Origin of the sequence: Bradyrhizobium sp. LTSPM299 (assembly GCF_000938235.1) — a bacterium.
Classification (GTDB): domain Bacteria; phylum Pseudomonadota; class Alphaproteobacteria; order Rhizobiales; family Xanthobacteraceae; genus Bradyrhizobium.
The window spans coordinates 541,332-558,373 of record NZ_JYMU01000049.1 but is presented as its reverse complement, the minus strand read 5'-3'; the positions used below and the strand labels follow the sequence as shown (position 1 = coordinate 558,373).

15 protein-coding genes and 1 tRNA gene are annotated in these 17,042 nt (G+C 63.7%); 10 read left to right on the top strand and 6 right to left on the bottom strand.

The features are described from left to right. Positions 1–31 precede the first annotated feature (31 nt). The gene (locus UP10_RS25880; RefSeq protein ID WP_044589992.1) at positions 32–1,561 is read left to right on the top strand and encodes a hypothetical protein; all 1,530 of its coding nucleotides are present in this window, start codon (positions 32–34) and stop codon (positions 1,559–1,561) included. 25 nt (positions 1,562–1,586) lie between these two features. Here UP10_RS25880 and UP10_RS25875 read toward each other — a convergent pair whose 3' ends face one another. Next, positions 1,587–3,197 (bottom strand): acyl-CoA synthetase, encoded by a 1,611-nt coding sequence (locus UP10_RS25875; RefSeq protein ID WP_044589991.1) that lies wholly within the window; start codon positions 3,195–3,197, stop codon positions 1,587–1,589. A 168-nt stretch (positions 3,198–3,365) separates the two neighbouring features. On the opposite strand from UP10_RS25875, the gene UP10_RS25870 reads away from it, so the two are divergent. Beyond that, a complete protein-coding gene (locus UP10_RS25870; RefSeq protein ID WP_156180244.1) occupies positions 3,366–4,307 on the top strand; it encodes an MBL fold metallo-hydrolase in 942 nt (313 codons plus the stop codon). 29 nt (positions 4,308–4,336) lie between these two features. On the opposite strand, the gene UP10_RS42185 is transcribed toward UP10_RS25870, so the two are convergent. Genes UP10_RS42185 through UP10_RS25855 form a run of 3 tightly spaced genes read right to left on the bottom strand, consistent with a single transcriptional unit; the run spans position 4,337 to position 6,037 of the window. Then, positions 4,337–4,804 carry a DUF1801 domain-containing protein gene (locus UP10_RS42185; protein WP_050043803.1) on the bottom strand — a complete coding sequence of 156 codons (468 nt, stop codon included), beginning with the start codon at positions 4,802–4,804 and terminating at the stop codon, positions 4,337–4,339. Between the two features lie 16 nt (positions 4,805–4,820). After that, positions 4,821–5,276 (bottom strand): GatB/YqeY domain-containing protein, encoded by a 456-nt coding sequence (locus tag UP10_RS25860; protein WP_044589989.1) that lies wholly within the window; start codon positions 5,274–5,276, stop codon positions 4,821–4,823. A 59-nt stretch (positions 5,277–5,335) separates the two neighbouring features. After that, the gene (locus UP10_RS25855; RefSeq protein ID WP_044589988.1) at positions 5,336–6,037 is read right to left on the bottom strand and encodes an alpha/beta fold hydrolase; all 702 of its coding nucleotides are present in this window, start codon (positions 6,035–6,037) and stop codon (positions 5,336–5,338) included. A 161-nt stretch (positions 6,038–6,198) separates the two neighbouring features. Between UP10_RS25855 and carA the strand changes: the two genes are divergently transcribed. From carA to UP10_RS25835, 4 genes are all read left to right on the top strand, one after another. Further along, positions 6,199–7,392, top strand: a complete 1,194-nt coding sequence (carA, locus tag UP10_RS25850; protein WP_044589987.1) for a glutamine-hydrolyzing carbamoyl-phosphate synthase small subunit — start codon at positions 6,199–6,201, stop codon at positions 7,390–7,392. Between the two features lie 139 nt (positions 7,393–7,531). Further along, positions 7,532–8,029 (top strand): PaaI family thioesterase, encoded by a 498-nt coding sequence (locus tag UP10_RS25845; protein WP_044589986.1) that lies wholly within the window; start codon positions 7,532–7,534, stop codon positions 8,027–8,029. Between the two features lie 233 nt (positions 8,030–8,262). Then, complete coding sequence (locus tag UP10_RS25840) at positions 8,263–9,357, top strand: mandelate racemase/muconate lactonizing enzyme family protein (RefSeq protein ID WP_050043802.1); 1,095 nt, start codon at positions 8,263–8,265, stop codon at positions 9,355–9,357. A 65-nt stretch (positions 9,358–9,422) separates the two neighbouring features. Further along, positions 9,423–9,947 carry a cupin domain-containing protein gene (locus UP10_RS25835; protein WP_044589985.1) on the top strand — a complete coding sequence of 175 codons (525 nt, stop codon included), beginning with the start codon at positions 9,423–9,425 and terminating at the stop codon, positions 9,945–9,947. Between the two features lie 147 nt (positions 9,948–10,094). Here UP10_RS25835 and UP10_RS25830 read toward each other — a convergent pair whose 3' ends face one another. Then, on the bottom strand, positions 10,095–10,634 hold the full coding sequence (locus UP10_RS25830) for a Dps family protein (RefSeq protein WP_044589984.1): 540 nt from the start codon (positions 10,632–10,634) through the stop codon (positions 10,095–10,097). A 125-nt stretch (positions 10,635–10,759) separates the two neighbouring features. Between UP10_RS25830 and UP10_RS25825 the strand changes: the two genes are divergently transcribed. Then, positions 10,760–11,449 (top strand): class I SAM-dependent methyltransferase, encoded by a 690-nt coding sequence (locus UP10_RS25825; protein WP_044589983.1) that lies wholly within the window; start codon positions 10,760–10,762, stop codon positions 11,447–11,449. Positions 11,450–11,526: 77 nt separating this feature from the next. After that, positions 11,527–11,602 (top strand) — tRNA-Ala (locus UP10_RS44545). Between the two features lie 119 nt (positions 11,603–11,721). Here the strand turns inward: UP10_RS44545 and UP10_RS25820 are convergent. Further along, positions 11,722–12,093: an ArsR/SmtB family transcription factor gene (locus UP10_RS25820; protein ID WP_044589982.1), complete on the bottom strand. Its 372-nt coding sequence runs from the start codon at positions 12,091–12,093 to the stop codon at positions 11,722–11,724. A gap of 114 nt (positions 12,094–12,207) precedes the next feature. Here UP10_RS25820 and UP10_RS25815 point away from each other — a divergent pair, with 114 nt between their 5' ends. Continuing rightward, complete coding sequence (locus UP10_RS25815) at positions 12,208–13,380, top strand: MFS transporter (protein ID WP_044589981.1); 1,173 nt, start codon at positions 12,208–12,210, stop codon at positions 13,378–13,380. A 160-nt stretch (positions 13,381–13,540) separates the two neighbouring features. Further along, on the top strand, positions 13,541–17,005 hold the full coding sequence (carB, locus tag UP10_RS25810; RefSeq protein ID WP_044589980.1) for a carbamoyl-phosphate synthase large subunit: 3,465 nt from the start codon (positions 13,541–13,543) through the stop codon (positions 17,003–17,005). Positions 17,006–17,042 lie beyond the last annotated feature (37 nt).

Sequence of the window (17,042 nt, the reverse complement as noted above, 5' to 3'; positions counted from 1 at the left end):
CTCGCGCGTAGCGCATTGGCAAGGTGGTTCGATGTTCAAATGGAAAGGCACGCTCAATCGAGCCGCCTATGCCTTGCGATCGATCATCGCGATCGCATTTCTGATCGGGACGATCCTTTTCTTCCCGTTTGTGACGAAAGCGATCGTAACGGCGTCGCATTGCGCGCTCGATACTTGCGGTGCGGTCGGGCTTATCGTTCCTACGGTCACCCGGCCCCTCCTCTTTATCGCCGCTATTGCAATGGTGCTGAGTGCCTGCGTCCGCAGGGCACGCGACGCTGGATTACATCCGTGGCTGGGGGCGTTTCCGCCGCTCATGCTCGCAGGCGATCAGGGTTTCCTTCAGTATGCTGGAGCGGGTTGGGCATATCCGTTCTCGACGGGTATCATGTCGCTCCATCCACCCGTCTATGCCTTGTTTGCCACATCCGTGATCGCGCTGCTCGGATTCCCCTCACGCGATTCGCTCCGCGACGGCGATAACCGCCTCCTCGACAAAGCGCTGCTGGTGCTGGCGACAATCTTGTCGATGGCTGCCCTGCTTCGCACGGGCGTGCTCCCGCTCGCTGCGCTCATCAAATTTCCCTTCCTCATGCTCCCAACGATCTGGTTCGAACAATACGCGCGCTTCGTCATGCCGCTGTTTCTGGTTATGGCAACGTACCGCATCTGGCGGTCGCATGGCGCCGCGCCGATGACCGCCGCAAGCACTGCGGTCCCTTCACCGGCGGCGCCCAGCCTCTGGCGGCCACGGCGTGCGGCACTGGTGGGAGCGGTGATCGCCCTCGCCGTCCTGCTGTGGTCGCTGCAAACCAGCGTCCAGATGAGCTTTTTGATGGTACTGATCAGCCTCGCGGCGTGGCTGTTGCCAGCCTTTGTTCCCACCTTCCTTCTTTACACGGCGCTCGTTACAACCGTCATGCGCCTTATCGCCCGGCGAGACGCGATCGCAGCCGCGGCCCTGGTGGCCGCACTTATTCCGTTCGGTCTTTGGGCAATGTCGCTCTCGACGGTTCTCCGAGCCAAGGCGGAGGAAAGAGCCGTCGTGGCCGCCATTCCCAAGGTCGCGTTGCCTGCAAATATCAGTGGTGTCGTCATCGAAGGCGAGGACTGGTCGTTGATGAATTGCGCACGGGGACGCGTGCTATCCGACGCCTTTGATTTTGGCGACGTCCTGACTCATGGGCAGAGCAAGAGCCCGTATCTGCGGTTCACGCGAGCTACCGCCAATTCACCGGTCGGGACGGGCAGACCCGCCGACAACGCCCCGAGCGAATATATTCTCATTCGCTTCCCGCGCCGGCCTACATTCTTTCAGGACAGAGTCGCCTTGGACATTACGTCACCTCCCGTGGAGATTTACGCGGTCGATCCCGACGGTACACGGCTTGTCGCGGCGACCTATACCGCGCTCAACCGGCCGCCGGCGTTTCCGCCGATGCTGACTGCCTACGGCTGGTATTCTGGTGACAACTCGACGACGAGTGAAATTATGTGCCGTAGCGTCGGCCAGTTCCTGCAGCGAGAGCTGCTCGACAAATTGCCGTCTGTCCGGAGTTGAGAAACGAACGAAGACGAAGGGTGCCTTACCCCAGCGCCCGCAGTTCCCGCCGCAGCACCTTGCCCGTCGCCGTCATCGGCAGGCTATCCGTGAACTGCACAAAGCGCGGATATTCATGGGCGGCGAGTTGCACCTTGACGAATTCCTGGATCTCGCGCGCCAGCGCGTCATCAGGTGCGTAGCCGGGGCGCAGCACGATCCAGGCTTTGATCGATTCGGTCCTGATAGGATCGGGAATGCCGACAACGGCTGACATCGCGACCGCCGGATGCTTCATCAGCGTGTGTTCGATCTCGGACGGGCCGACGCGATAGCCGGCCGTCGTGATGACGTCGTCCTCGCGGCTGACGTACCAGAAATAGCCGTCCGCATCCTGCACGCCGAGATCGCCGGTCAGCAGGAATTCGCCGGCGTATTTTTTTGCGGTCGCCTCCGGATTGCGCCAGTATTCAAGCATGGTGCAGGGACACGGCTGGCGCACGCCGATGATGCCGCGCTGTCCCCGCGGCAGTTCCTCGCCTTTGTCGTTGACGATACGAACGTCGAAGCCCGGCGTGGCGCGGCCCATCGAGCCGGGCCGGATCGGAAACAAGTTTGAATTGCTGCCGATCACGAGATTGCATTCGGTCTGGCCGAACACCTCATGGGCGTCGATGCCGAAGGTGTCACGCACCCACCCCAGCAACTCGCCGCCGAGCGACTCGCCGCCGGTGAAGATGCTGCGCAGCTTGACGCCCGGGTTGGTGACATCAGCCTGCCGCATCAGCTTCAGCGCGGTCGGCGGCAGGAACACGTTGCGGATGGAAAGGTCCGCCATCATCTGCATCGCCGCCTGCGGCTCGAATTTGCGCGCGCGGTGACCGACCAGCGGGATGCCGTGATACCAGAACGCGAACAGGCCGTTGATCAGGCCGCCGATCCAGGCCCAGTCCGCCGGCGTCCACATCAAATCGCCGGGACGCGGCAGGAAATTGTGGCACATCTCGACATTGGGCAGATGGCCGAGCACGACGCGGTGCGCATGCAGCGCGCCCTTGGGATTTCCTGTGGTGCCCGAAGTGTAGATGATCAGGCCGGGATCGTCGGCCGATGTGTCGACGGTGACGAAGTCCGGCGAGGCCGATTTGATCGCACCCCAGAACGACTTTGTACCCGCCGGCGTACGTTCGCCGACGATGTAGACGGCCTTCGGCGCAGGCAAGCGATCGCGGATTTTCGCGATCTTATCCCAGCCGGCCTCATCGGTGATGATGGCCTTGGCTTCCGAGTTCGACAGGCGGAATTCGAGCGCATCCTCGCCGAACAGCGCGAACAGCGGGATCGAGATCAGCGCCGAGCGGAACGCGGCGAGATGCGCGACCGGCAGTTCGAGCGACTGGGACAGAAACACCGCGACGCGGTCGCCGCGGACCAGCCCGTCGGCCTCAAGCACGTTGGCGAAGCGGCGCGAGGCGTCCGCGACCTCGTCGAACGTGGTGCGCGTGGCGCCGCCGTCCTCGTCGACATAAACCAGCGCCAAGCGGCCGGTGCCGTCGGCGTAACGGTCGCAGCAGGCGGTTGCGATATTGAAGTGCTCGGGGACATCCCAGCGGAAGTTGCGGGTGAGTTCGTCGTAGGTTGCAGCTTCAGTCAGCATGGTTGCCAGCGCGGTTGGACATCAGGAATTCGACCTTACCCGAACCAAAGATTTTTCGAGAGGCGCTTTGCGATCACCTCACGTTCAGCTATCCCAAGGCACGTCATACGACACAAGTCCCTGCACGATTGCAGGGAGACAAGACAAGCCATGATGGGGGATGATTTCATGCCGCAAATGACGCGCCGCAACATCCTTCGCGCCGGGGCAATGCTGGCTGTGGCCGCTCCGTTACCGGTGTGGGCCGCCGATGAGGCCGCAAAGCCGAAATCGCGCCTGATTTTGCTGGGCACCGCCGGCGGGCCGACGCCGAAGCCCCATCGCGCGGCGCCCGCGCAGGTCATCGTCGTCAACAACACGTCCTATGTGATCGACTGCGGTAACGGCGTCGCCCGCCAGATGATCCTGGCAAAGCTCAAGCTGGCGTCGATCCGCAGCGTGTTCCTGACCCATCACCATTCCGATCACAACGCCGACTACGGCAATCTGTTGCTGCTGGCTTGGGCGACCGATCTCGCCAAGCGCGTCGATAGCTACGGGCCGCCGCCACTGGCGGAGATGACCAAGCAATTTCTCGCCCTGAATGACTACGACATCCGCACCCGCATGGCCGATGAGGGGCGCCCGCCGCTGAAAGATTTGATCGTTCCGCATGAGATCAGCGCCGATGGCCTCGTCATGCAGGACGACAACGTCAAGGTCACGGCGGCGCCGGTCGAGCATCCACCGGTCGCGCCCGCGTTCGCCTATCGCTTTGATTGCCCCGACCGCTCGATCGTGATCTCGGGCGACACCAGGCCATCGCCAAACCTCGTCAAGCTGGCGCAGGGCGCCGACGTTCTGGTCCACGAAGTCATGCACCTGCCCTCACTCGAGCAATTGATCGCGACCGAGCCGAACGCCACAACGTTGCGCGAACATCTGCTGGCGAGCCACACCACGACCGAGCAGGTCGGCCGCATCGCCACCGAGGCAGGGGTCAAGACGCTGGTGCTGTCGCACTTCGTCCCCGGCGGCTATCCCTTCCTCAAGGACGAAGTCTGGTTCGACGCGGTGCGGCCGTTCTTTTCAGGAAATCTCGTCGTCGGCCACGATCTGCTGGAGCTGTAGATCAGCGCGTACTCCTTGGCGGATCGAGTTCAGTCACCCTGCATGTAGCGGACCGGATTTTCCTTGTCCGCCTTGAAGATGTCAGCAGCCTCGGTAAACAACGCCGTCACGGCCGGGGCTTTCAGGTCGTCGAACGCGACGAAACTGAAATTGTTGCCGCCCGATCGCAACTCACCGAGCTTGCCGGCATAGCACGAGACGAGCGGCTTGCCGCCTCGGGTGACAGCGACATAGACGCTGATGTAGTTCTTCTGCAGCGCCACCCCGATCACCGGCCACGGCGTCGACTTGCCGGACTTGATCGCGTAGCGAAACTGACCGTAGCCAATCATGGTCATGCGCATGCCGGCCTCGCCCGCCGGCGTCCCGGCATGGAAATGCCGCTTGAGGCCGGGGGCGGCCTTGCGCATCAGGGTGTGCAGCTGTTCGAGCTCCGCTGAGCGAGCGGGATCGAAGGCGAGATAGGCTTCCAGACTGTCCGCGGTGACACGAAACACCGAAAGGCCTCCGCCGCTATCCTGCGAGTGCCGCCTTGACCAGGCCGCTGGCCTTGCCGAAATCCATTTGCCCGGCGTATTTCGCGCGCAGCACGCCGATGACCTTGCCCATGTCCTTCATGCCGGCAGCGCCAGTTTCGGTGACGGCAGAAGCGATCGCGGCTTTCACCTCGTCGTCGGACATCTGCTTCGGTAGGTAGGCGGAGATCACGGCGATCTCTTCGCGCTCCTGCGCGGCGAGCTCAGCGCGGCCGCCCTTGTCGTACAGCTCGACCGATTCCTGGCGCTGCTTGATCATCTTCTGCAGCACGCCGAGCAAATCGGCATCGGAGAGTGGCGGCTTACCCTGCCCGCGCGCGTCGATATCGGCGTTCTTGATGGTCGAATTGACCATGCGCAGCGTGGAGAGCTTGCGCTCCTGCTTTGCCCTCATCGCATCCTTGACCGCATTGTTGATGTCGTCGCGCAGCATTGTGATGTCCTTAAACCGAGTAATCCCCTCATGTAGGATGTTCGCAATAGCAGAACAACCTAGTTTCGGAGCCAGTCGACCAGCGCATCCGCGCAGGCTTCGGGCTGCTCGGGCTGCGGCAAATGTCCGCAATTCGGCAGGATCACAAGCTTTGCGGCGGGGATGCCGCTGGCCATCTCCGACGACAGCGCGTTCGGAATGGTGTTGTCCTCATCGCCCGTCAGCACCAGCGTCGGACATCGGATCCAGGCCAGCGTCGGCCGCGAGTCCGGCCGGCTCATCACCGCCGTCTGCTGGCGGATAAAGGCCTCCGCGCCGACATCCGCGCCCATGTCGTAAACCAGCTGGCGCAAGCTTGCATCCGCCTGTCGCGAGGGATGCACGAAGCCGGGAAAGAGCTCGTCGAGCACACCGCGATAATCGCCACCCCTGGCGCGCTCGATCATGCCGCGGCGGCGCGTGCTGGCCTCCGGCGTATCCGGGCGCGCCTGGGTGTTGATCAGCGCCAGTTTTGCGACCCGCTCCGGCGACTGGCGCATGATCTCGAAGGCGATGTAGCCGCCCATCGAGTGCCCGGCGAGCGCGAAGCGGGGCGGCGCCTCGGCGAGGATCCGGCGGGCGATTGCGCCCATATTGTCGTCGCGGATGTGGTTGGCGACCGTAACCGGTCCGAACGGCCACAGCGCCGGGATCACGGGGGCAAAAATCCGGGGCGACGAGACGAGGCCCGGGACGAGCAGGATCGGCATCGAATTGTCCATGCGAAGGCTCCGAACCGGGTCATTTTCGGCAAGCAAACGGCCGCCGAGGGGAACTTTAGATTAAAAGGCCGTTCGGGCCTGTCAAATCGACCGGCAATGCGGTGTGAATCGACGCCCTTTCGCTTTGACGCCGCAGGGTGCGGCGACTATTTAAAGGGCTCATGACAACCCCCGTAAACGCTCCCGCCTGGCCGGACCACAAACCGACCGCGCTCCTTGTGCTCGCCGATGGCACCGTGCTGGAAGGCTTCGGCCTCGGCGCGGAGGGCCAAGCCGTTGGCGAGGTCTGCTTCAACACCGCAATGACCGGCTATGAGGAGATCCTCACCGATCCCTCCTATGCCGGGCAGATCATCACCTTCACCTTCCCGCATATCGGCAATGTCGGCACCAACGACGAAGATATCGAGACGGTGAACCTGGCCGCGACGCCGGGCGCGCGCGGCGTGATCCTGCGCACGGCAATCACGGACCCCTCGAATTACCGCGCCACGCGCCACCTGGACCAGTGGCTGAAGACGCGCGGCATCATCGGCCTCTCCGGCATCGACACCCGCGCGCTGACGGCGCTGATCCGCTCCAAGGGCATGCCGAACGCCGTGATCGCACACGCGAAGAACGGCGAGTTCGATTTGCACGGGCTGAAGGAAGAGGCGCGCGAATGGCCGGGCCTCGAGGGCATGGATCTGGTGCCGATGGTCACGTCCGCCCAGCGCTTCACCTGGGACGAGACGCCGTGGGTCTGGCAGCAGGGCTTTGGCCGCCAGAGCGCGCCTGAGTTCAACGTGGTCGCGGTCGATTATGGCATCAAGCGCAACATCCTGCGCCTGCTTGCCGGCGTCGGCTGCAAGGTGACCGTGGTGCCGGCGACGACCTCGGCCGAGGACATCCTGGCGATGAAGCCGGACGGCGTGTTCCTGTCGAACGGCCCCGGCGATCCGGCGGCGACCGGCAAATATGCCGTGCCCGTGATCCAGCAGGTGATCAACTCAGGCACGCCGACCTTCGGCATCTGCCTCGGTCACCAGATGCTGGGGCTGGCCGTCGGCGCCAAGACCATGAAGATGCATCAGGGCCACCACGGCGCCAACCATCCGGTCAAGGACGAGACCACCGGCAAGGTCGAGATCACCTCGATGAACCATGGCTTCGCCGTCGACCAGACCACGCTGCCGAAGGGCGCGACGCAGACCCATATCTCGCTGTTCGACGGCTCCAATTGCGGCATCGCGCTCGAGGGCAGACCGGTATTCTCGGTGCAATACCACCCCGAGGCCTCACCCGGCCCGCGCGACTCGCATTACCTGTTCCAGCGCTTCGCCGATTTGATGCGGCAGAAGAAGAGCGCCGCGTAGGCAGCAGCCGTCATTGCGAGGAGCGCATGCGACGAAGCAATCCACCTTACCCGCGGAGGAATGGATTGCTTCGCGGAGCCTGTCATCGGGCGGCGCTTCGCGCCGACCCGTTGGCTCGCAATGACGGAGATCTTTCCCAATGACCGAGAGCCCCACCCCGCACCTCGAATACGGCGTGACGTCGATCGAGGTGATGGCGTCGATGTCGGGGCTCGATTTCGTGCGCGGAATCTTCGCCCGCGCGCTGCCCGAGCCGCCGATCATGGAGAACGTCGAGCCGTTCGACTGCACGGCTGAGCCGGGCCTCGTGGTGATCCACAGCGTGCCCGGCTTGCGCCACTACAATCCGATCGGCTCGGTACATGGCGGCTACGCCGCGATCCTGTTGGATTCCGCGATGGGGCTCGCGGTGCAGACCATGCTGCCGGCGGGAAGCGGCTACACCACGCTGGAATTCAAGATCTCCTTCATCCGCGGCATGAGCAAGGACACCGGCACCATCCGCACCGAGGGCCGCGTGCTCAACGCCGGTCGCCGCGCCGCGACCGCGGAAGCCCGCATCACCGACGACAAGGGCAAGCTGATCGCGCATGCGACCACGACCTGCCTGGTGTTCGAGATTCCCAAAAACGCGTGAAGGCAAGCAGACAGATCGTAGGGTGGGCAAAGGAGCGCAGCGACGTGCCCACCATCTGCGGTGTGCTCGTGATGGTGGGCACGCTTACGCTTTGCCCACCCTACGCAACACAATCAAGTCTGCGCGCATTGGAGCCATGACGGCGCGCGCTGGATCAAGGCCCGTGTTATGTGATTGACTTTCCCGGTCCGAGATCAGGCCAACGCGGTCCGGCCAGCGAAGGGAAACGCCCGATGACCAGCCCCGACATGACCATCCGCGACATCCGCGTGACGATGCTGCGGCTGCCTTGGGCTGATGATCTCTGGCTGAAAGGCGCAGCCCTGGGGGCGACGCGCGACATTCTCATTTGCGAGGTCGAGACCGCGGGCGGCATCACCGGCATGGGCTATCTGTTCATATTCCGCCCGGGGATGAAGTCGATCGCAGCCTGTCTCGACGAGTGCGTCATCCCGCGCGTCAAGGGCAAGGACGCCACGGCGATCGAGGCGATTTGGCACGATCTGTGGACGGCGACGATGACCTATGGCCGCGGCGGCATCGCCGCGATGGCGATGTCGGCGCTCGACATCGCACTGTGGGATGCGGTCGGCAAGCGCGCCGGCCTGCCGCTGCACCGGCTGTGGGGACATTATCGCTCGCAAATCCCGATCTATGGCTCCGGCTGTTTCCGCGGCGCCGGCGGCGATGGGATGATCGAGAAGGCCCTGCATTTCGTGAAGCAGGGCTACAAGGCGATCAAGATGCAGGTCGCGCATGTCCGCACGCCCGCGCAAGACCTCGACAATGTGCGCCGCATGCGCGAGGCGCTCGGGCCCGACATCGACATCATGATCGACGTCAATATGGGCTGGAGCGCCGATGTCGCGATCGAGATGGGACGCAAGTTCGAGAAGTACGATATCTACTGGCTGGAGGAGCCGGTGCCGGCCGATGATTTCGCCGGCTATCAGCGCATCGCCGCCGCGCTGGACATGCGAATCGTCGGCGGCGAGACCCATTTCACGCGGTACGATCTGCGGCCGTTCTTCCTCAATCCCTGCCTGCCGATCCTGCAGCCCGACCCGATGCGCGGCGGCATGACGGATCTGCGCAAGATCGCGGCGCTTGCCGACACCTTCGGTATCACTATCGCGCCGCATCTGTTTCCCGAGCTGAACGTTCATCTGCTGGCTTCGATCCCGAACGGCATCTGGTGCGAGAACATGGCATTGATCGACGATCTCTGGGTCGATCCGCCCGAGATCAGTAACGGCATGATCACGGCGCCGGAGCGGCCGGGACACGGGCTCAGGTTCAAGGAAGAAGTGCTGAAGTTCCGGATTTAGCGGGACGGAACGCTGGTGGGTGCGGCTGGTTTGATCCACACTTCGTCTTTCATGAGGAGACTCTCATGTCCGTCGTCAGCGAAAAAATTGAGCCGGTGCCGATCGTCTTCGAAGATGACGGCCTCGTGCCGAACAACCCGATGCCGTTCCTGGTTTACAAGGGCGCGGTTGCGCTCGATCGTGGCCATCCCGAAGCGACGATTGAAGGATTGTTCGGCGCCAACGGTTGGGGCGCGATGTGGCGAAACGGCGTCTACGATTTCCTGCATTATCATACGAGCGTTCACGAAGTGCTCGGCATTGCGCGGGGACACGCCCGTGTGCGCTTCGGCGGCGATCGCGGCCGTGAGCTCGAGATTTCAGCCGGCGACGTCGCGATCCTACCCGCCGGCACGGGCCATCAATGCCTCTCGGCCAGCCCCGACTTCTCCGTGGTCGGCGCCTATCCGCCGGGACCGCCGATGGATCTGCAGCGGCCGACCCTGGAAAGTCATGCCAAGGCGCTGAAGACGATTCCGTTGGTGGCGATTCCTGCGACCGATCCGGTGATGGGCAAGGATGGGCCGCTGGTGCGGCTGTGGAGGCGGTAGCTCTTCCCTTCTCCCCTTTGTGGGAGAAGGTGGCGCGGATGCAATCCGCGACGGATGAGGGGTCTGTATCCGCGGAGAGAACCCCTCACCCGGCTTCGATGCTACCGCATCGAATCCACCCTCTCCCACAAGGGGAGAGGGTGACATCTAGGCCGCGTTGCTGCCTTCCTGGCGGCTTGCTTCGAACAGGAACCAGGTGCGGCGCTCGGTCTCGTCGATGAAGGTCTCGAGCAGGCCGGCAGTGCCGGAATCCTCGTGATCGTCGGCGAGCTTGTGCGCCTTGCGCATCGCGGCTGCCATCTGCTTGTTGTCTTCCATCAACTCGCGCAGCATCTCGCCGGGCGGCACATAGTCCTCGTTATTGTCCTGGATGGTCTGATGCTTGGCGATCTGGCCGATCGACTTCAGCGTCGCGCCGCCGAGCTTGCGCACCCGCTCGGCGAGCTGGTCGGTGGTGGCGAAGATCGCGTCCGACTGCTGGTCCAGCATCAGATGGTAGTCGTGGAAATGCCGGCCGCTGACGTGCCAGTGGAAATTCTTGGTCTTCAGGTAGAGCGCGAAGGCATCCGCCAGAAGCGTGTTGAGCGAGGCCGAGATCTTGTTCACCGCAGCCTGCGGCAGGTCGCTCGGCGTGTCGAGATCGGCAGAGATTTTATCAGTCTTGTCGTCAGTCTTGGCTTTGCTCACGATGGACCTTCCTGTTAGGAACCGGACATTCGGCGCATTGAACATTCGCCGCCGGACCGCTAACGCATCAGCCCCCTGCCTGTTCCTGTATCAGGAACCCTGCTTCTTGCCGGAATTGCCCCGAGATGGATGACTGGATCGACTATTACGATTCCACGCATACGATTTATGCGAGCAAGCTGCACCGCGACCTGCATTTTGAGGTCATCGCGCGCGACATCATCGGCTACATCGCCTCGCCCGACGCCGTGGTGCTGGACTATGCCTGCGGCGAGGCGCTCTCAGCAGTGAAGGTCGCGGAGGCCTGCGCAAAGCTCTATCTGGCCGAGCCCGCGCCCGGCGTGCGCGGCCGGCTGGTCGCGCGCTTTGCCCCCAACACAAAAATCCGCGTGCGCTCGCTCGACGATCTCAGGACAATGGCCGAGAACTCAGTCGATCTCGTCGTGATGAACTCGGTCGCGCAATACATGACATCGGCGGAACTGGACTCCGCCTTCGACGTGATCCACCGCCTGCTGAGGCCCACGGGCCGCTTCGTGCTCGGCGACATCCTGCGCCCCGAGGTCGGGATGATCAGCGACGTGCTGGCGCTGCTGCGCTTCGCCGCGACCCACGGCTTCCTGCGCGACGCGCTGATCGGGCTGGTCTCGACCGCGCTGTCCGACTACCGGCACTTGCGCAACAAGGTCGGCCTGCAGCGCTATGGCGAGGACGAGATGATCGCAAAGCTCGGCGCCGCCGGCTTTAGCGCCACGCGCGCCCCGCACAACATCGGGCACAATCCGTGGCGAATGACGTTCGTGGCGCAGCACTGATTAGGCGCGCAACGAAGCGTTAAGGTTAATAAGAGGTAAACGTAGCTGGCGCGGAAATAATCAGCAATGATCCACTCGGCCCGGTGGCGGAAGCGTCGACGCGGGAGCAGTGCATTGCTCTTTATCCTGGTTCAAATCCAGGCCGGGCCTCCAGCCTTCGCTGCTATCGCAGCTTCGGCTCGGCAAGCCGCATCGTAGCGAAGGCTGCCGCGGCGTAGCCCGAAGGGCGAAGCCGGGCTAAGGCAAGCCTCCCCGTTCAATCCCTCGCCGCGTCAATCCGCGTCCGCTATTTCGCATTCCGGCAGGAGCTGCAATCGTCCGGCATCGCGCGCGGCGGATTTGATCACCGCATCGATCAGACCGGGAAAGCGCGCGTCCATGTCTTCGCGGCGCAGCTTCATCAGCCGGTTGGTGCCGACGATGCGCGTTTGCATCAACCCGGAGTCGCGCAGCTTGGCGAAGTGATAAGCCAGATTCGACTTGCCGCCGAGCTCATTGAAATCGCCGCAGCACAACTCGGTCCCGTCACGTTCGTGTTGGGCCAAATGGTAGACGATCGCCAGCCGGATCGGATCGCTCAGGCAATCCAGCACGACCGGCAATTCCATCTGGTCGCGGGTCGGATGTCGCAGGGGTCTCGCCATGGTTCACCCTTACCGATTCGAGGTACTCGGCACAATGTTCAATATTTGTTGAACTAATTGACAAAGGTCGGAACAAAGTCAATTGTTCAACAAACATTGAACAAAGGGGTGATCATGAGCGTGCTCTGGCTGGCCGTGGCGGCATTTGCGATTGGAACAGAGGCCTTTGTCATTGCAGGGCTTTTGCCTGTCATCGCAGCCGATCTGCAGGTCTCCGCGGCGGCCGCCGGCCAATTGGTGACGGTCTACGCCCTCACCTATGCGGTCGGTTCGCCGATCCTCGCCGTCGCCTTCAACAATCTCGACCGTCGGACATTGCTGGCGCTTGCGCTCACCGTCTTCATCGCCGCCAATCTGCTGGCCGCGATGGCGACGACGTTCGTGCTGCTGCTGGCGTCGCGCATGCTGATGGCCGTTGGCGCCGGGCTGTGCATGCCCACTGCGCTGGCGGTGTCCGTCGCGGTCGCGACCCCCGAGCGACGTGGTCGCGCGATTGCGCTTGTGACCTCCGGACTGACGGTCGCAACCGTCCTCGGCGTCCCGTTCGGGACCCTCGTCGGCAATCATCTCGGCTGGCGCGCCACATTCGTCATGGTCGCCGGCCTCGGCGCGGTGGCGCTGCTCGGCCTGCTGTTCGGCCTGCCCCGTGGGCTGCCGCGCACGACCGCGACGATCCGCCAGCGGATCGCCGTCGCCCGGCGCGGTGCCGTGCTGCAGGCACTTGCCATCACAATTCTCTGGGCCGTTGGCGGGTTCACCATGTTCACCTATCTCTCGGTGCCCTTGCGCGAGCTTGGTTTCGGTCCCACCGAGATCAGCCTGGCATTGCTGGTTTTCGGTTCGGCGGCCGCGATCGGCAATTTGCTCGGCGGCTCGCTCGCCGATCGCATCGGACCGATTCCGACCGCGACCCTCGGGCTGATCGGAATGATCCTGGCCCTGACCCTGCAATCGGCCGCACTGAAGTTCGCGCCGCCGGAACTGGCTCGGCCGATCGTCCTCGCCCTGCTCTTCTGCCAGGGTCTTTCAGGCTGGGCCTTCTACACCGCACAGATCGCGAGCATCGTGCGGATCGAGCCTGATGTCGCGACGATCGCGCTGTCGTTAAATGCCTCTGCGATGTATCTCGGCTTCGCGATCGGCGGGATCACAGGCGCCGTGGTGCTGTCGTTCCTGGGCCCCAGCGACCTTGGCTGGGCGGGCGGCCTCAGCGTCGCCGCCGCGCTCGCGGTGCTCCTGGTTCGCGGACGGCAGACGCAGCTAAAACCACTCAAAATTGCCGGTTGATTGGGCCTTTTTGGGGGTTACGCGGGTGCGGAAACTGGTCTAAAGACCACCCGCGCGCGAGGGATCGCGCTTCCGGCGCTACAAGCTGTAGCGCAGGGCACGAGGGACGCGCGGGACGCGCGCCCTTTTTTTGTGCCCAAATTCCAGTCCGCGAGAGCTGATGCCCAAAAGAACCGACATCTCCACCATCCTGATCATCGGCGCCGGTCCCATCGTGATCGGCCAGGCCTGCGAGTTCGACTATTCGGGCACCCAGGCGGTGAAGACGCTGAGGGAAGAGGGCTATCGGATCGTCCTGGTCAATTCCAACCCGGCGACGATCATGACCGACCCGGAGCTGGCGGACGCGACCTATATCGAGCCGATTACGCCTGAAATCGTCGCCAAGATCATCGAGAAGGAACGCCACGTCATTCCGGGCGGCTTCGCGCTGCTGCCGACCATGGGCGGCCAGACCGCGCTGAACTGCGCGCTGAGCCTGCGCCGCCAGGGCACGCTCGAAAAGTTCGATGTCGAGATGATCGGCGCCACCGCCGACGCCATCGACAAGGCCGAAGATCGGCAGCTGTTCCGCGAGGCCATGACCAAGATCGGGCTGGAGACGCCAAAGTCGCGGCTCGCCAACGCGTCGGCCCTGAAGAAATCCTTTCGCGACAAGTACCACGCCGAGCGCGAGAAGGCGTCCGGCGCGGCGCTGGAGGAACTGGAGCGGCAGTGGACGCTGGGCGAGAGCGATCGCCGCAAGCGCTACCAGGAGTATGCACTGGGCCAGGCGTTGATGGCGCTGTCGGAGATCGGGCTGCCCGCGATCATCCGCCCCTCCTTCACGATGGGCGGCACCGGCGGCGGCATCGCCTACAACAAGGAAGAATTCCTCGACATCATCGAACGCGGCCTCGACGCGTCGCCGACCAACGAAGTGTTGATCGAAGAATCCGTGCTCGGCTGGAAAGAGTACGAGATGGAGGTGGTGCGCGACAAGAAGGACAATTGCATCATCGTCTGCTCGATCGAGAATCTCGATCCGATGGGCGTGCACACCGGCGATTCCATCACGGTGGCGCCGGCGCTGACGCTGACCGATAAAGAGTACCAGATCATGCGCGATGCCTCGCTGGCAGTGCTGCGCGAGATCGGTGTCGAAACCGGCGGCTCCAACGTGCAGTTCGGCGTCAATCCGGACGATGGTCGGATGGTCGTCATCGAGATGAATCCCCGCGTGTCGCGCTCCTCCGCGCTGGCCTCGAAGGCCACCGGCTTCCCGATCGCCAAGGTCGCCGCGAAGCTTGCGGTCGGCTACACGCTGGACGAGATCGCCAACGACATCACCGGCGGCGCCACACCGGCCTCGTTCGAGCCGACCATCGATTACGTCGTCACCAAGATACCCCGTTTTGCGTTCGAGAAATTCCCCGGCGCCTCCCACACGCTGACGACATCGATGAAGTCAGTCGGCGAGGTGATGGCGATCGGCCGCACCTTCCAGGAAAGCCTGCAGAAGGCGCTGCGCGGGCTGGAGACCGGCCTCACCGGCCTTGACGAGATCGAGATCGATGGCCTCGGCCGCGGCGACGACAAGAACGCGATCCGCGCCGCGCTCGGCACGCCGACGCCGAACCGCCTGCTGCAGGTCGCGCAGGCCATGCGGCTCGGCTGGTCGAACGAGGAGATCTTCAACTCCTGCAAGATCGATCCCTGGTTCCTCGCTGAGCTGCGCGTCATCGTCGAGATGGAGGACAAGGTCCGCAACAACGGCCTGCCGCCGAACGCGTTCGCGATGCGGACGCTGAAGGCGATGGGCTTTTCCGACGCGCGCCTCGCCGTGCTCGCACAGACCACCGAGGCCGACGTCACCGCGAAGCGGCACGCGCTGGATGTGCGTCCGGTGTTCAAGCGCATCGACACCTGCGCCGCGGAATTCGCCTCACCCACCGCCTACATGTACTCGACCTATGAGCGGCCGTTCGCAGGCGAACTCGCCGACGAGAGCCAGCCGTCGGACCGCAAGAAGGTGATCATCCTCGGCGGCGGACCGAACCGCATCGGCCAGGGCATCGAGTTCGACTATTGCTGCTGCCATGCTTGCTTCGCGCTGGCCGACGCCGGCTACGAGACCATCATGGTCAACTGCAATCCGGAGACGGTGTCGACCGATTACGACACCGCCGACCGCCTCTACTTCGAGCCGCTCACAGGTGAGGACGTGCTGGAGATCATCTCCACCGAGCGCAAGAACGGCACGCTGCATGGCGTGATCGTGCAGTTCGGCGGCCAGACCCCGCTGAAGCTGGCGCGCTTGCTGGAGGCCGCCGAAGTGCCGATCCTCGGTACCTCGCCCGACGCCATCGACCTCGCCGAAGACCGCGACCGCTTCAAGCGCGTCCTCGACAAGCTCCGCCTCAAGCAGCCGAAGAACGGCATCGCCTATTCGGTCGAGCAGGCGCGCCTGGTGGCGGCCGATCTCGATTTGCCGCTGGTGGTACGCCCGTCCTATGTGCTCGGCGGTCGCGCGATGCAGATCATCCGCGAGGAGAACCAGCTCAACGACTATCTGCTCGGGACGCTGCCCGAGCTGGTGCCCGCCGACGTCAGGGCGCGTTATCCCAACGACAAGACCGGGCAGATCAACACCGTGCTCGGCAAGAACCCGCTGCTGTTCGACCGCTATCTGTCCGACGCCACTGAAATCGACGTCGACTGCCTCTGCGACGGCAAGGACACCTTCATCGTCGGCATCATGGAGCACATCGAGGAAGCCGGCATCCATTCCGGCGACTCGGCCTGCTCGCTGCCGCCGCACTCGCTCGATGCCAAGATGATCGAGGAGCTGGAGCGGCAGACCCGCGAGCTCGCGCTCGGCCTCGACGTGGTCGGCCTGATGAACGTGCAATACGCCATCAAGGACGGCGAGATCTACGTGCTCGAAGTCAATCCGCGCGCGTCGCGCACGGTGCCGTTCGTCGCCAAGGTGGTCGGCACGCCGGTCGCCAAGATCGCGGCGCGGATCATGGCCGGCGAGAAGCTCGCCGATTTCAAGCTGAAGAAGAAAAAGCTCAACCATGTCGGCGTCAAGGAATCGGTATTCCCGTTCGCACGCTTCCCCGGCGTCGACACCGTGCTCGGACCGGAGATGCGTTCGACCGGCGAAGTGATGGGCATCGACCGCTCGTTCGAAGTCGCATTCGCGAAGAGCCAGCTCGGCGGCGGCACGCGCGTGCCGCGCCAGGGCACGGTGTTCGTCTCGGTGCGTGAGAGCGACAAGGACCGCATCGCCGATGCCGTGCGGCTGTTGCACGGGCTCGGCTTCAAGGTGATGGCAACGTCAGGGACCCAGCGTTTCCTGACCGATCACGGCGTGCCGACCGAGAAGGTGAACAAGGTCCTGGAGGGCCGTCCGCACATCGTCGACGCCATCACCAATGGCGACGTCCAACTGGTCTTCAATACCACCGAGGGCCCGCAGGCGCTGGCCGACAGCCGTTCGCTGCGGCGGGCTGCCCTCTTGCATAAAGTGCCATATTACACCACTCTTTCAGGCGCGGTGGCGGCCGCGCAGGGGATCCGCGCCTACCGGGACGGGGACCTTGAGGTCCGCACGCTTCAGAGTTACTTTTCCGAGAGCTGACCGCCGCCCGGGCCGAACGTCCGAAACGGTCAGCAAT

What these genes read in the sequence shown, in the direction of transcription:
- UP10_RS25880 (WP_044589992.1), top strand. Translation starts at nt 32, where the DNA reads ATGTTCAAATGGAAAGGCACGCTCAATCGAGCCGCCTATGCCTTGCGA.
- UP10_RS25875 (WP_044589991.1), bottom strand. Translation starts at nt 3,197, where the DNA reads ATGCTGACTGAAGCTGCAACCTACGACGAACTCACCCGCAACTTCCGC.
- UP10_RS25870 (WP_156180244.1), top strand. Translation starts at nt 3,366, where the DNA reads ATGCCGCAAATGACGCGCCGCAACATCCTTCGCGCCGGGGCAATGCTG.
- UP10_RS25860 (WP_044589989.1), bottom strand. Translation starts at nt 5,276, where the DNA reads ATGCTGCGCGACGACATCAACAATGCGGTCAAGGATGCGATGAGGGCA.
- UP10_RS25855 (WP_044589988.1), bottom strand. Translation starts at nt 6,037, where the DNA reads ATGGACAATTCGATGCCGATCCTGCTCGTCCCGGGCCTCGTCTCGTCG.
- carA (WP_044589987.1), top strand. Translation starts at nt 6,199, where the DNA reads ATGACAACCCCCGTAAACGCTCCCGCCTGGCCGGACCACAAACCGACC.
- UP10_RS25845 (WP_044589986.1), top strand. Translation starts at nt 7,532, where the DNA reads ATGACCGAGAGCCCCACCCCGCACCTCGAATACGGCGTGACGTCGATC.
- UP10_RS25840 (WP_050043802.1), top strand. Translation starts at nt 8,263, where the DNA reads ATGACCAGCCCCGACATGACCATCCGCGACATCCGCGTGACGATGCTG.
- UP10_RS25835 (WP_044589985.1), top strand. Translation starts at nt 9,423, where the DNA reads ATGTCCGTCGTCAGCGAAAAAATTGAGCCGGTGCCGATCGTCTTCGAA.
- UP10_RS25825 (WP_044589983.1), top strand. Translation starts at nt 10,760, where the DNA reads ATGGATGACTGGATCGACTATTACGATTCCACGCATACGATTTATGCG.
- UP10_RS25820 (WP_044589982.1), bottom strand. Translation starts at nt 12,093, where the DNA reads ATGGCGAGACCCCTGCGACATCCGACCCGCGACCAGATGGAATTGCCG.
- UP10_RS25815 (WP_044589981.1), top strand. Translation starts at nt 12,208, where the DNA reads ATGAGCGTGCTCTGGCTGGCCGTGGCGGCATTTGCGATTGGAACAGAG.
- carB (WP_044589980.1), top strand. Translation starts at nt 13,541, where the DNA reads ATGCCCAAAAGAACCGACATCTCCACCATCCTGATCATCGGCGCCGGT.